At 54.2% G+C, this 13977-nt stretch carries 14 protein-coding genes; 7 read left to right on the top strand and 7 right to left on the bottom strand.

Translation table 11 applies throughout. The features are described 5' to 3' along the window. Position 1: 1 nt before the first annotated feature. From FYJ64_RS06625 to FYJ64_RS06650, 6 genes are all read right to left on the bottom strand, one after another. Positions 2-490, bottom strand: coding sequence for a GNAT family N-acetyltransferase (locus tag FYJ64_RS06625; protein WP_206045571.1), 489 nt, complete (start codon positions 488-490; stop codon positions 2-4). A 16-nt stretch (positions 491-506) separates the two neighbouring features. Beyond that, positions 507-674: a hypothetical protein gene (locus FYJ64_RS06630; protein ID WP_154574421.1), complete on the bottom strand. Its 168-nt coding sequence runs from the start codon at positions 672-674 to the stop codon at positions 507-509. Positions 675-887: 213 nt separating this feature from the next. Further along, positions 888-1628, bottom strand: a complete 741-nt coding sequence (locus FYJ64_RS06635; RefSeq protein ID WP_154574422.1) for an aminotransferase class I/II-fold pyridoxal phosphate-dependent enzyme — start codon at positions 1626-1628, stop codon at positions 888-890. Positions 1629-1657: 29 nt separating this feature from the next. Next, entirely contained in the window at positions 1658-2671 is a 1014-nt protein-coding gene (locus FYJ64_RS06640) for an ornithine cyclodeaminase family protein (RefSeq protein ID WP_206045572.1), read from the bottom strand. A gap of 92 nt (positions 2672-2763) precedes the next feature. Continuing rightward, positions 2764-3774 carry an ornithine cyclodeaminase family protein gene (locus FYJ64_RS06645; protein WP_154574424.1) on the bottom strand — a complete coding sequence of 337 codons (1011 nt, stop codon included), beginning with the start codon at positions 3772-3774 and terminating at the stop codon, positions 2764-2766. An 18-nt stretch (positions 3775-3792) separates the two neighbouring features. Continuing rightward, positions 3793-4914, bottom strand: coding sequence for an aminotransferase (locus tag FYJ64_RS06650; RefSeq protein ID WP_154574425.1), 1122 nt, complete (start codon positions 4912-4914; stop codon positions 3793-3795). A gap of 172 nt (positions 4915-5086) precedes the next feature. Between FYJ64_RS06650 and FYJ64_RS06655 the strand changes: the two genes are divergently transcribed. The 3 genes from FYJ64_RS06655 (at position 5087) to FYJ64_RS06665 (ending at position 8353) form a co-directional block, all read left to right on the top strand. Continuing rightward, complete coding sequence (locus FYJ64_RS06655; protein WP_206045573.1) at positions 5087-6232, top strand: PucR family transcriptional regulator; 1146 nt, start codon at positions 5087-5089, stop codon at positions 6230-6232. Positions 6233-6493: 261 nt separating this feature from the next. Beyond that, positions 6494-7792 carry a GNAT family N-acetyltransferase gene (locus FYJ64_RS06660; protein ID WP_154574427.1) on the top strand — a complete coding sequence of 433 codons (1299 nt, stop codon included), beginning with the start codon at positions 6494-6496 and terminating at the stop codon, positions 7790-7792. A gap of 33 nt (positions 7793-7825) precedes the next feature. Beyond that, on the top strand, positions 7826-8353 hold the full coding sequence (locus FYJ64_RS06665) for a DUF2284 domain-containing protein (protein WP_235897137.1): 528 nt from the start codon (positions 7826-7828) through the stop codon (positions 8351-8353). Between the two features lie 124 nt (positions 8354-8477). Here FYJ64_RS06665 and FYJ64_RS06670 read toward each other — a convergent pair whose 3' ends face one another. Further along, positions 8478-9752, bottom strand: coding sequence for a hypothetical protein (locus FYJ64_RS06670; protein ID WP_154574428.1), 1275 nt, complete (start codon positions 9750-9752; stop codon positions 8478-8480). A gap of 189 nt (positions 9753-9941) precedes the next feature. Here FYJ64_RS06670 and FYJ64_RS06675 point away from each other — a divergent pair, with 189 nt between their 5' ends. From FYJ64_RS06675 to FYJ64_RS06690, 4 genes are all read left to right on the top strand, one after another. Continuing rightward, positions 9942-10598, top strand: a complete 657-nt coding sequence (locus FYJ64_RS06675; RefSeq protein ID WP_154574429.1) for a cupin domain-containing protein — start codon at positions 9942-9944, stop codon at positions 10596-10598. A gap of 87 nt (positions 10599-10685) precedes the next feature. Then, a complete protein-coding gene (locus tag FYJ64_RS06680; RefSeq protein WP_407928778.1) occupies positions 10686-10871 on the top strand; it encodes a ferredoxin in 186 nt (61 codons plus the stop codon). Positions 10872-11113: 242 nt separating this feature from the next. After that, a complete protein-coding gene (locus FYJ64_RS06685; protein WP_206045574.1) occupies positions 11114-12289 on the top strand; it encodes a PucR family transcriptional regulator in 1176 nt (391 codons plus the stop codon). A gap of 240 nt (positions 12290-12529) precedes the next feature. After that, positions 12530-13843 (top strand): cytosine permease, encoded by a 1314-nt coding sequence (locus FYJ64_RS06690; RefSeq protein WP_154574431.1) that lies wholly within the window; start codon positions 12530-12532, stop codon positions 13841-13843. Positions 13844-13977 lie beyond the last annotated feature (134 nt).

The following is a 13977-nucleotide window of genomic DNA, read 5'->3' on the forward strand; positions in this document are numbered from 1 at the left end:
ATTAATAGAACCTTCTGCGAACCATTTCAAATGTCCGGTTCGGATCTGTGGAGGTTCGTTCGATGCGTCCGGGAGCGCTCTTCACGGAGTCTCCTGTGAGGTGAAACCCGGCCTTTTCATAGACTGCTGCAGCACGGTCGTTGTCCGGATAGTGAATCAGTTCTACACAGCCGATACTCGGGAATTCCTTCTTAAAAGCTTCGCAGCAGGCCTCAAGCGCCTGCACTCCATACCCTTTTCCCTGCTGGTTTTTGTCCACCATGATGCGGTGGAGGAACACGTAATCCGGATCTCCTTCTACGAAATAGTAGAGGACAAAGCCGACAGGGACGTCGCCGTCGTAGATTCCTTTGGGGATGAATTCTTTGTAGAGATAACATTCCGCAATGGAAAACAGGTTATCCTCAACGAAACCCTTCTGGTCATCCTCCATTTCAAGATCCGTTATTTCAATCAGATTCTCTTTGGTTACCGGTTTTAATTTCAGCATTTTGCACCTCCCGCCGTCAGGCGTTCTCTTCGATAAACTCATCGATCAGTGCCAGTCCCTCTTCCAGCCGGTCAGCGTGGGACAGTGTGATCCGGAAGGAATGGGGAACAAAGAAGCAGTCGCCGTGGCAGACCAGGATCCCCTTCTCATCCAGTAGACGGTCGCCGAATACCTGTGCATCCATATCGATGTCATAGTGTATCAGGTAAGTGGTGCCGTGCGCGTCGGCGTACTGTTTAAGATGCGGGTGGCCATCCAGCCAGCGGTCGATGATTTTTTTGTTGGCGTTAACGATGGAACGGCTGCGCTGAAAGATTTTGTCCGCATGCTCCAGCGCAACAGCGAAAATCCATTCATCGAAGACCCCGCCGCAGATAGAATCATAAGAACGGCGATTCTAGATTCTCTTCCGCATCTCCGCATCATGGCAGACAATCCAGCCGACCCTTACGCCGGCCATGGAATAGATTTTCGATGAGCTGCAGGTGACGATGGCCTTCTCGTACAGATCGGCGAAGGAGGGCATATATTCCTCGTCCAGACCTCTGTACATTTCATCACAGACAATCCAGGCGTCACAGCTCCTGGCGATCTCCACCAGCGTTTCCATCTCCCGGCGCGTCAGCAATGCTCCGGAGGGATTGTTCGGGTTAGTGAACAAAATCGCCCTGGTGTCGGAGTCGACCTTCCGGCGGACCTCCTGCAGGTCCAGACGATATCCGGCTTCCGGCTGCAGATGCACATTCCGCACCTCCGCCCCCAGGGAACGGGGGATCGAATCGAACTGCTGATAGTTGGGCACAATGGAAATTACATTATCATCAGGCTCCACCAGGGTCATGACCACCGTGTTATTGGCGCCCGTTCCGCCATGTACCAGAATCACCTCATCCGGCTCTACTGCCCTGTACAAACCGGACACGGCTTTCTTGCAGCGAGGAGTGCCGTCAAACCGCGGATAACCGAGATTCATCGTTTTCAGTTCCCGGAAGAAGTCCTCCATACTTTCCCCGGTAAGCCGGAACAGCTCTTCTACCGTCATGGGCTGCACACAGCTGCCGCCCAGATAAATTTTGTTCTTGTCACTGTCACAGGCAGGATTCAGCCAGTTTTCCAATACAAAGTTATCAATTTTCATGGTATTCCTCCTTAACGGGCATATGTTATTTAAATTTCTGCTGTTGTACCGAGATGCTTTTTCTGCGCCGATTCTACCGCTGTCTTTGCGGTGACAAGATCCAGGGCAGCCAGACCGGTGGCGTCGAAAATCGTGATATCATCCGCAGATACCCTTCCGGGGACTTCTCCGATGAGAACCTGACCGATTTCCCCTGTTACTGTGTCCGGTGAAATAAGCCCCATCCTGGCCGGAATTTCCATTTCGCCCACGGCGCAGCACTGCTTTGCATCGTCCGCAAAGGCTCTGGCGACTGTAAAGAGCTGAGGATCAATCTCCTCCTTCCCCGTCATGTCGGCGCCGATACAGCTCAGATGCGTTCCCGGGCGGACCCAGTCCTTCATAATCAGAGGCTTTGTGCTTCTGGTCACGGTAAGAATGACATCGCTGACCTCCACCGCTTTTTTCAGATCATCGCATGCCCGGAAGGTCACATGACCGCAATCGATATGTAATTCTTCCTTCAGCCTTTTCTCGATGGATTTCACATATCGGGAGGCGTTTTCTGGCGCATAGGGGTCGGCGACAATTACTTTCGTAATGTCGGGCAGCTTCAAAATGGACGCGCCCAGCAGATAGATGGACTGTAATCCTGCTCCGACCAGAAGAAGCGTTTCGCTGTCCGGACGTGCCAGGGCGGCGGCGCCAATAGCCGCTGCTGCGCCGGTGCGAAGGCGGGTGATATAGGAAGCATCCATTACGCCGATGGGCATGCCCGTTTTCGAGTCGAAGGCCATCAATACGCCGGTAAATACCGGAAGCCCCTTCTCTGCGTTTTCCGGGAAATTATTTAACAGCTTCGCACCGTGAATGGCGACTTCTCCGAATGCTCCTCCGGAGCGGATATCCATCAGTGCGCCGGTTTCAAACCGGTGCTCCACAAGAGGCCATGCCGCGACCTGTCCTTTGGCCTTGGCCCTGTACACCGCCTCTACGCCTTCGATGACTTCCGGCAGCTCCAGAACGTTTATGAGATCCTTTCTGCTCAGTACCTTGATTTCCATTGCTACTACCTCCGTTTGATTTTGTTTAATGCGTGTTTGCAGCCGAACACCTGATGAACAGACACTGTTTACGGTAGCTTCCTTTGTCTGCTCTACAGATCTACTGTTACGCCCAGTCCCTTTTCTGCGCCAAGGGTCAGAGCCACCTTCGCAGCCGCGATGTCCATGAGTGCCATGCCGCATGGATCATAGATTGTAATTTCCTCATCCGATGTCCGGCCGGCAGTCTGCCCCGCAATTAACGTTCCGATTTCCGTAAGATCTGTTTCTGCAATAACGCCATTCTTAATCGGGATTTCCACTTCTCCTGCTTCGATGCAGTGCGGAATGTCGTCGACAAAGACTTTGGCGCCGCGGAAGATCTCCGGATCGATTTCTTCCTTTCCTTCCATATCGGAGCCGACAGTGGAGAAATGTGTTCCGGGTCTGACCCATTCCTTTCTGATTACCGGCTCTCTGGCAGGGGTGACGGTGATGACGATATCGCTGTCCGGAATGGCGGAGGCCGGATCTACGGTGGCTTCAAAGTCAACACCCGATGCATCGATTCCAAATTCCTCCTTCAGTCTCCGACGGATTTCGGACGCAAAACGTTTTCCGTTATCAGGGTTGAGAAGATCCGCGATATAGACTTTTTTCAGCCCCGGGAATACCACCAGTGTCGCTCCGATCTGAAACGCCGCCTGATTCCCCGCACCAAGGACGAACAGGGTGTCGGAGTCTTTCCGGGCCAGATATTTGGCGCCGATAGCGCCGGCCGCCCCTGTGCGAAGTCCTGTAATGTAAGAACCCTCCAGAAGGCCGATCAGACTTCCGGTATATTCATCGAATACATTGATTGTTGCCATAAGCGTGGGCAGGTTCTTCTCTGCGTTTCCGCCGAAAAAGCCGATTGTCTTATGTCCGAAAACATGTTCTCCGGGCAGGTAACCGGAACGGATATCCATGTCCCGCACGCCTTCCTCAAAGATATGGAACACGGTGGGCCAGGCGACAGCTTCTCCTGCGCTTTTCATTTTGTACACGTTTTCTACAGCGGTAATCGTCGGCTCCATCTCTACGACCTGCATGATGTCGGCCTTGTTCATAACTCTTGCTTTCATCTATGTCCTCCTCGTTCATCAGATTTCCTTCAGATATTCCCCGAACAGTTTCAGCCCTTCAGCCAGAAGCTCTGAGTCAAAGGCGTATCCGATGCGCACGGCGCCTTCTATCTCGAAGCATTCGCCCGGAGTGAACATGACCCCTTTGGATTTAAGCAATCCGATGCATAGATCTCGCGAGGGGATGTCTTTTCTGTAATAGACCAGTGCCGTTGTGCCGGCCACAGGTTTCTGATACCAGACTTCTTCAGTGGCGTTCACCCACTCGTCCAGAATATGCCGGTTCTTCAGCAGAATCGCTCTGTTTCTGGCGTAAATCGCCTCTTTATTGGCCAGAGCAAGCGCCGCAAGTTTATCGTCGATTACCGGGCAGCTGATGGTGTCATAATCCCTTCTTTCCCTTGCCAGACGCACCAGTTCTTTGTCGCGGGAAACAAACCAGCCGATGCGCAGTCCCGCCAGAGAATAGATTTTGGACATACTGCCTACGCTGATTCCTTTCTCGTAGATATCGACGATGCTTGGCATATAGCTGCCGTCTTCGGAAATTCCGCGGTACACCTCGTCACAAAGTACATAGGCATCCACGCTTCGCGCAATCTCAGCGATTTGCTGCATTTCCTCTGTCGGAATCAGAGAACCGCTGGGGTTGTTCGGATTGTTGATGGTAATCATCCTGGTGTTCTCATCCACAAGTGAACGAAGTTCGTTCAAATCCGGAAGGAATCGGTTCTCTGGGTTCAGTCTCAGCACGCGAACCTCTGCTCCGATGGACTCCGGTATGGAATAATGCTGCTGGTAGGTCGGCATGACCGATACCATATTGTCTCCGGGCTCCAGCAGTGTCATAATGACCTGATGGTTCGCACCGATTGCCCCGTGGAGGGGAACGATGTCCTCTGCATCCACATTTTCATAGAGCGACGCGATTCCGGCAAGCAGCTCCGGCGATCCCTCGATATGACTGTAGGTCAGCCGGGTATCCGCCAGATTCTTCATATATTCCCCGACATCCTCTCCCGAGAGCTCCAGAAGCTCCCGCACAGTCAAAGAGTCGATACAAGTTTCTGCCAGATTATACCTGCACCTGGTTTCCCACTCGTTCATCCACTGTTCCACTTTAAAGGTTCTGATTTTCATGGCTCTTACCTCCGTGTTTACGCCCTTTGCGTTCTTTGCACTCTTTGTGTTCTTTGCGCCTTTTGCACCCTGTCTTTGTCTCTATTCTAACAAAAGTTTTCCCTATAATTTATTGTAGGTTTCAATAAATTAATGTATACTATTTGTGAAATATACAATGAGGAGGAGAGCGATGGCACTGACGGTTAAAGACATATTAAAGCTGCCCTGCGCTGATTCCTTTGTGCTGGCTGCGGGGCGCGGAGGGCTGGAGAGACCGGTTCAGTCGGCGGAGATTCTGGATTACGAGTTTGCTCCGGACGTAGTATACGATGCCGCGGGATCCTTCAATCCGGACAGCGTGGTGCTTTCCAGTCTGCTATTCGCAAAGGATCGCCCGGAACTGCTTCTTCCGGCCGTCAGAGAGCTTTCTGAGCGCGGTTCTGCGGCTCTGATTTACAAGCGGGTTATCTTCGAGACACTTCCTCAGGAGGTTCTGGACTTTGCCGACAAAATGTCTTTCCCTGTTTTTTGTTATCGGGAAGGCACCTGGTTTGAAAATATTATCTTTGACATCATCTACGCCATCCGGCAGGACGACTCGTCATTTCTTACCTCTGATGTGGTTGATCAGATGATTCGCGGGAATCTGGGAAGGGAGTCCCAGTACCGGATCAGCCATGGGATTTCTTTGTTATTAAAGGAATTCAGCGCTGCGGTGTACTTTCGCCCCGGAAGTTCCGGCGAGCCGGACGTCGCACGCGTTGAAAACTCATACTATCTGAGCAAGGGAATCAAAACGAAGGTGCTTCCGGTGCCTTATGATGACGGGCTGTTCCTGCTGATGACCGCAAGACGGTCTGAGCGTTCCGCCTTCGAAGCGGTATTCCGTGAGGCTGCTGATGTGCTGGGGATTCCCTGCGGGAGGCTCCGCATTGTCTGGAGTGGAATCCATCCTTCTCATGAGTGCTTCGGCGAGATATTTCGGGAGGCCTATTATGGATGGCTTGCGGCTTCTATGACCGGTACGGCTTTTCATTCTTATGCGGATATCGGAGTCTATCAGTTCCTGATTCCATTGGCAGATTCGCCTGCCATGACGCATTTCTCCGCACATTACGCAGAGGTCGTGAAGGAATATGAGGGAACCTGCACCGCATGGATTCAGCACGGCGGGGACGCCACGGCAACGGCCGCGGAGCTGAGATGTCATGTAAACACAGTCCATTATCGTTTATCCCGCATCAAGGAGCGCATCGGACATCCGGAGTATTCAGACAGCCAGCTGTTCCGGGATCTGTCCATCGCGTATGTGGCGCTGGCGAACCGGAAAGGTTGAAGAGGTGTCAGCAGCTCCGGTCATAACTCCGCTATTGTACGGCAATGATATTATTGATATAATATTCAGAGAGAAATTAATGCGCACTCAGCCATCGAATATGCTTGGAATATCAAGAATTACAGGGGTGTATTCGGTGCCTGCCGGCGCACACTGCCACTGGACTGTGCACCGCGGCGCTGCCGTCAGTGCCCTTTAAGTCCGGCGGGGACTTAACGGGCATGCACCGGTTGGTTTTGAGGAGAATGTGGAGGAATCGATATGCTGAAAATCAGAGAGCTCGTATCCTCAGATATTGAGCGATACCTGGATGTTTATCTGAACGCCTATCCTGCGTTTAAAACGCTGGATGCGGAGTGCAGGGCCCGGCAGAGGGAGAGAAATCTGCGCAATATGGGGCTTTCCGATGTGGACTATATCGGAATGTTTGACGGGGAGGAACTTGTCGCGGCGATGAAGCTGGTGCATTTTCAGATGAACCTGTACGGGAATGTGGTACCGGCGCTGGGGCTCATGTCGCTCGCAGTTCATCCGCTGCATAAGAAAAAGGGCCTTGCCCTGAAAATGGTCCAGTATTATGAAGCCCGTGCAGTTGAGATGAAGGCGTCCGTGGCCCCGCTGCTGCCCTTCAATATGACGTTTTACAGGAGCATGGGGTACGGGCTCGGAAGCAGGCGCTCGCTGTATCATATCCCGACAGTGAATCTCCCAAAGGGAGAGATTTCCGCTGACCTTCGTTTTGTCAGAGCGCAGGAACTGGATGCGCTCGTCGCCTGCTACAACGAGAAGGCAGCGCGCACGCACGGGATGATCCGGAAAACCGGAGAGGAACTGGGTGACATGAGGGCCGATACCGCTTCCATCCGGCTCGGTGCATATGACGGGCAGAAGATGACCGGCTACCTGAGCTACAGGTTCGAGGATGCCAGTGAAACGAACTTTACGCAGAATCGCATTGTAGTAGATGAACTGATCTGCCTGGATGCGGAAACGCTGGAAAGCTTTCTGGAATACTTGCGGCGTCAGGCGGATCTGGCCCAGTCCGTTGTGCTGACCTCCGGCTGCGACGATTTCTATCATGTCCTGGCAGATCCCCAGGATCTGTCCATGGAATATCTTCCTTACGGGTATCTTCAGGTCTGCAGATCCTTCATCGGGTATATGTACAAAATCGTGGATTACCCTGAATTTTTCCGCGTGACGAGCAACCGGCCCACGGGTGCGGGATCGGTGACTGCGCGTATCGAATACCTGGATGCGTTCGCGAAGGAAGAACGGTTCCTGCTGCTCGATATCGGAGGGGAGCGCGGCGGCTGGCGGCTTCTTGCGTGCGGAACAGCGGGGTCGCCGGATGACGTCCGCGACGGAAGCGAAGGGCCTGTCCCGGAGCTTACGCTCAGATGCAGAGAATGCGACCTGAATGCGCTGCTGATGAACTCGGCGCGCCTTATGCCGCTGATAGACCTGGGCGTTGTCCGGACGGACAACACAGACGCGGCTCGCCGTATGGATATGATTTTGTACTACAGCAGTAAACCCTACAGCAACACGGATTTCTGACGGCGGGAGACCGGGAAAGGATGGCAGGCAGAGATGAATTATTCGCTTGAGAGGTTTGAGAAGGAAACCGATATGGGGAGTTACATCGACGAATATGTGAATGTGGAGGAGTTTCTTCCGCGCTGCATGGAATGCGGCTCCTACGGCCGGGTATGGTCGTGTCCGCCTTTTCAGTTTGATCCGATGGAACTGTGGCGGTCGTACCGGCGGATTCTGATTCAGGGATACCGTCTTTCCTTTGGGGAGGATAGAACAAAGGAAACAATGACGGAGGCTTTGTGGAAGGTCAAAGAGCAACTGTCGGAGGAGCTTTTTGTGCAGGAGCGGGAATTCCCGGGAAGTTTGGCTCTCTCTGCGGGCAGCTGTCAGCTCTGCGAGGGATGTACGAGGCCGGAGGGAGTACCCTGCCGGAACAAAGAGAGGATGCGGCATTCCATCGAATCCCTGGGCGGGGATGTGGGGAAGACGCTCTCGGAGCTCTGTGGGATTCAGCTCGAATGGGTCCGCGGAGATCGCCTTCCGTCGCATTTTGTCCTGTGCGGAGCGCTCCTGAAAAAGTGAAGGGGCAGTGAAGGGGCAATGAAGCGGACGGGGAGCGATGCGCAATGCATCCGTTCCCGCGTAGGGTGCATTGATAATACACGGCGGCTTTCATCATCCTGCGTTGGGACGTACGGGGCTTTTATCAAAGTGCGGCAGGGAAGACGGCGACGCGCAGCCGTGTCTTTCCCAGTGTGGCAAAGCAGACGGTCCGGGCTGTGCGGTCATAGAAGCCTGCGGTTCCGCGGATGGACCAGGTTCTTGCTGACTTTCCGGTGTCGATATAGCGCCCGCGTGTTCTGACGCCGAGATACCGGACAGAATTCCCTGTGACCCGCAGGTATGCCGCGCCGCCCTTTGCCCGCGGATAACAGAGCCGAACCGACGCGGATCCGTTAATCACTGCCGGACTGGCTTCACGGACAAAACCGGGCAGTCCGGTTTTCCTTGCGGTGACATTTCCTTTACTGTCGAACAGATAGCAGGCGCCCTTCCCCTTCCTGTCCGTCAGAGTGAGGACGAACCGCTTTATCGGCGCGGCGTATTGAACCTGATAACAGTAGTAGGCTGTACGGCGTTTCAGAATGCGGGTTCTGCCCTTTCGGCCAGTGGCCGGGTCGTAGACGGCGCAGCAGAGCTGCGCGTCGCGGGCGCGGGGAACGTACCGCTGCCAGACCAGAAAGGCCTTACTTTCGGAGGCCGCAATCATCGGCCACCAGTCACGGTGCTTCTTTCCGACGGAGACCTTTGTTGTCCGTTTGCCCCGGCCGTTGGCGGAGAAGGAGGATACCCAGACGTCGTCGCCGGTTCCCAGGCCGTGATCCGCGCCGCCGTCCACCCAGCCTTCAGAGTAGAAGACGATATGATGTTTTTTTGTGCTCGCGCTGTGACCGGAGTGACCGCCCCATTTGACGGTGGTTTTCTGCGGATTGTAGGGGACTTCGGGCCGGAGTGAAGAAGAAAAGATCGCATAGCGCTGGGCCAGCGTGTAGTCGTGACCGCGGTAAGTCGTCGCATTACCGTCCTCAAAGGTCAGAAACACAGAGCCGTCTCCCGCCACGGACGCAGACGCCGGCTCCTGCGCTTCATGAGCGGAGACCAGAGTCTGTTTGTTTGCTTCAGGGTTCCTGAGGCCGGCTTTCGTGACCGGAAGTGCGTATATATCATGAGTCCAGCTGCCGTTTGCACTCTTTCGCCCGTACTGATCCGACCAGATGAGATACCTTCCGGAAGGTGTCTGAATATAACTGATTCCATGAGCCTGCTCCCTCGGATCCGAGTAGGCCAGGACTGATGCGGGCAGAGTGCCGGCTGTCAGCAGGAGAGCCAGAAGGAGACAGACGGTCTGCCTCATCTTCAGGCGGCGTCTCTCTGCGAGATCTGTATGTCCCCCTGCTTCATGGTCTTTTTCCTGCTTCATTGAACCTCCTCCTGCTCTGCGGAAGTATACTTTGTTTCTGCAGTTGTATTGTCAGAGACGGCGTGACCGGCCCCAGCATATATGCTATATTATACCATGCCGGCGGAAAAAAGTGAAATCGTATCATTTGTTACGGAAGCGTCTGTGGTAATATAGTAATGTAAGCTCAGGAAGGAGGAAGGGATCAGTATGAATGGTACATTTTCAGTCGCCGGAGAGCATCCACCGCGGACGGGCATGACGATCTCCACTGTCTCGGGACTGCGGGGACCGGCAGAGGTTACCTTTTTCTCCCTGGGTGCCGGAACGGATATCAGCGCAGAGGCATACCCTGTTCCGAGACTGTATGTCGGCGCGGGAGGAAGGACGGATTTCTCTCTGGGGAACAAAGGAAATATGGCGCATACGGCGGTTTGCGAGGGTGAACTGCTGACAGCGCCGGCGGACGTCCTCTGCGGAATGGCGTCAGAGGGCGGATCAGTGTATACGGAAATCGTTCCGGGAAAGGAGTTTACGATGAATCAGGCAGTGAAACCGGGAGAGGTATTGAAACTGGCGGATCTTGTGCCGTATGAGGACGGCAGTATCGTCAATCTGGATGTGGCGTCCGGGGAAACCATGAAATTTGTGGTCATGGCCTTCGATGAAGGAACCGGGCTCGCGCCTCACAGCGCGCCGGGCGACGCACTGGTTTTCGCATTGGAGGGAAAGGGCGTCATCGGCTATGAAGGAAAGGAATATCCGATCTGCGCCGGCGAAAACTTCCGGTTTGCGAAAGGCGGTATGCACAGCGTGACGGCTGACGGAAGATTCAAAATGGCGCTGCTTCTGATGCTGGAGCAGTAACCGAAAAAGCAGAGTGCGATATTGCCGGATAAACTATGATAACGCGGCGCCGGGAAAAGGCGTCTGTGTAATAAACAGGAGGTATTAATGATGAAGTACAAAGTAAATGACGGATGTATCGGATGCGGAGTCTGTGAGGCGACCTGCCCTGAGGTGTTCACGCTGGTTGACGGTGTAGCTGTGGCGAGCAAGGATCCGGTACCGGCGGAGTGTGAGGGCAGCGCCGCGGAGGCCTGTGAAAACTGCCCGGTGGGAGTGATTGAGGAGGCGTAGAACGTCTGAAAACGGAGAGCACGGGCCAGATTTCCGCAGCCCGTGCTTTTCGGTGTTCGGATACACGGATCCTGAACTGTATGCGCCGATATCCGGACATACGACGTGCGGGCTCCGGTGCCCGGATATTGGCGTCCGCACGCTGATGCCCGAACTCAGGCACACGCATCCGGCATCCGGACGCCAGCGCCGCGTGTTGACGCAGTTTTGATGAGGAAACAGGAACAGACAATATGGATATTATGTATGTAAGTCTTCGGGAGATTCTCGAGAATCCGGTCTTCGGGGAGGCAGAGGTTCTGTGCGGAGCGGGAGGTCTCGACCGCGCGGTCAGCCGGGTTTCCGTGTTCGACTGTACTTATGAGGAGTCGGTGACCGATCCTAATATACTGAGCGACGGCGACCTGTATATCACCTGTCTGGAGCAGTTCAACGATTCAGTCCGTCAGACCCCGCAGGAATTCTTCCGGCTGCTTATTGAGCAGAAAAGCGCGGGTCTCTTTGTGGTGGGCGATCACGGACTAGGCAATCTGACAGAGGATATTGCTGTGCTTTGTGATGAAAAGAATTTCCCGGTGGTTCACGTCCCCATTGAGATGCCCTACGCTCTGATTATGGACACTGTCAATCAGTATATTCTGTTCGATAACACCAATGCGCTGAATGCCCTGAAACTCGGGCGGATTCGGTACGCCCGGGAGCAGACGGCGGAGGACCTGGAGATCCTGAACAGCATCAAGCCGGGGATCGGCCGCTTCCTTGCGGTCTGTTACGTCAGCGGAGAGTTCGATTCAGAGCTCTCGAGACTGCAGTTGTACAAACATTTTCTGAAGGAGCCCGGTGATTTCTTTGTTCTCAATCAGACGCAGAAAATCTTTCTTTTCAGCGGAGAAACGAAGGAGGAACTGCAGCGGCACCGCCGGATCATGATGGAGCGGATACTGGAAAATATGCCGGGAGCTTTTGTGGGCCAGAGTCGCGTGATGATGCGGCGTGATGTGCGCGAAGCTCTGGAAGAGGCCGGAAAATCACTGATCATTGCGGAGAAACTGGGGATACAAAATCAGGTTTACGATCCTCTGAACACCATGCAGCTGCTGCTGATCCTGCGGGACTCACGGGCGGCCGTCGATTTTTATGAGGCGTATGTGGAGCGGATCCGGGAAGGCGGAATCTCCCGGGAAAATCTGCGGGAAACGCTCCGTACCGTCGAGGTGTACGCCGCGCAGCAGGGAAATTACAGAAGAGCGGCGGAAGTGCTGGAGCAGCATGAGAACACCGTCCGCTACAGGGTGAACAAAGTAAGATCTGCTCTTGGAATGTCGGAGGATCCGGTGAAGTTTAACGAAACTGTTGCAATCGCCATGAAAATCCGGGCGCTAATCGGAGCCGGGCTGGACGGAGAGATGCCGGAGTAATGAGGACCGGGTTCTGCACGGAATGTCGCAGGGCGTCCGATTTGACTGCAGAACCGTGGGATGTCCGGGAATGGGCGATATCCGGGGCTGAATCAAGGACGAACCGGATTTGAAATAATTACAAAATACAACAGATAAATTTAAAATTTAAACAAAGAATTTCATCATCCGATGCGGTATAATACGGTAACGTGCTAAAGCGGTGCGTCTTTTATAATATCGTAAATCGGAGGTTTTGTAATGGATAAAATGAAAAAGGGCGGAGGCGGTATGGAAACCACAACTCTGGCCGAAGTCCCCATGGGGGAGCGGAAAAGCTGGATCGACGTCGCCATGATTCAGGCCGGGATTATGATCTGCGTTCCCAGTCTGATGCTGGGAGGTATGCTTGTGGAGGCGATGTCCTTTAAAAATGCGATTATTTCCGGCGTGATCGGTTATGTTATTGTGGCGGTTCTGTTCTGCCTGATGGGAGTCATCGGCAGTGATATCGGCCGTCCGACCTGCGTCACGGCGATTGCGGGTTTCGGCAGGAAGGGAACACGTTATATCATCAGCACGCTGATTTTTATCTCGATGATCGGCTGGTTCGCGGTGCAGACCAGCGTCTGCGGAAACGCATTCTCCAGTCTGATCAAATCGTCCGCAGGAGCGGACTTTCCGCCGCAGGCCAGTATGGCGATATGGGGACTCATCATGCTGGTTACCGCGGTTTACGGAATAAATGCGCTGGACTGGCTGAACAGAATTTCTGTTCCCGCTCTTTTTGTCATCACCATTGCGGGTACGGTTCTGGCGGTCAACAAGTATGGCACGGGGAATCTGTTCAACGATCCGGACAAACCGGGCATGACCATCGTCGGCGGAATTGTGCTGACTGTCAGCTTCATGGCGGCGGGATGTCTGGCGGCTTCGGACATCACGCGTTTTCAGCGCACGAGGAGGGATACGGTTCTTTCCAGCGTTCTGGGCGTTTCTCCGGCGGGAATTCTGATGGTCGTTCTTGGGGCGGTTATGACCCGGGTCGCGCAGCAGTATGACCTGACGCAGGTCTTTGTTATGGTAGGGCTGCCGATTCTGGGCATGATCGTTCTGATTGCGGCAACCTGGACCACCAATACCACCAACGCCTATTCGGGCGGTATCAATGCGGTTCTGATGCTGCGCCTGGCAGATGACCGGCGCTGGCTGGCGACGATGGTTTCCGGCATTCTGGGAACGGTATGCGCTCTGCTGGGACTGGCGGATCACTTCGAGGCGTTTCTGTATATCCTCGGCGATCTGCTGCTGCCGACCATGGGCGTTATTCTGGCGGACTACTGGATTCTGGGACGGGGAAAGCCGGAAAATTTCCATATGCCGCAGGGCTTTAACTGGCTCGGCATCGTTTCCTGGCTGGCAGGCTATGCGGTGATCCGGCTGATTCCGCAGGGGATTCCGTTTGCACAGGGAATTCTTGCCGCGGGACTGCTCTATATTATCTTGACAAAGCTTATCGGACGGCCGCAGGATAAGCCCGGGTACGTTGACGCTGAGCTGACGGACCGGCTGTAAAGGCGGGACTCGGGAACAGCGGATCCGGGAACAAAAGAAGAATCGGACGGGGAAGCAGTGACTTCATCGCGGCGTTACGCCTCGCCGAAAGCCGGCTCGGGAAGAGCCGCGGCGAAAGTTCTTTGTTCCGGTGA

Origin of the sequence: Hornefia butyriciproducens (assembly GCF_009695915.1) — a bacterium.
Taxonomy (GTDB): Bacteria; Bacillota; Clostridia; order Peptostreptococcales; family Anaerovoracaceae; genus Aminicella; species Aminicella butyriciproducens.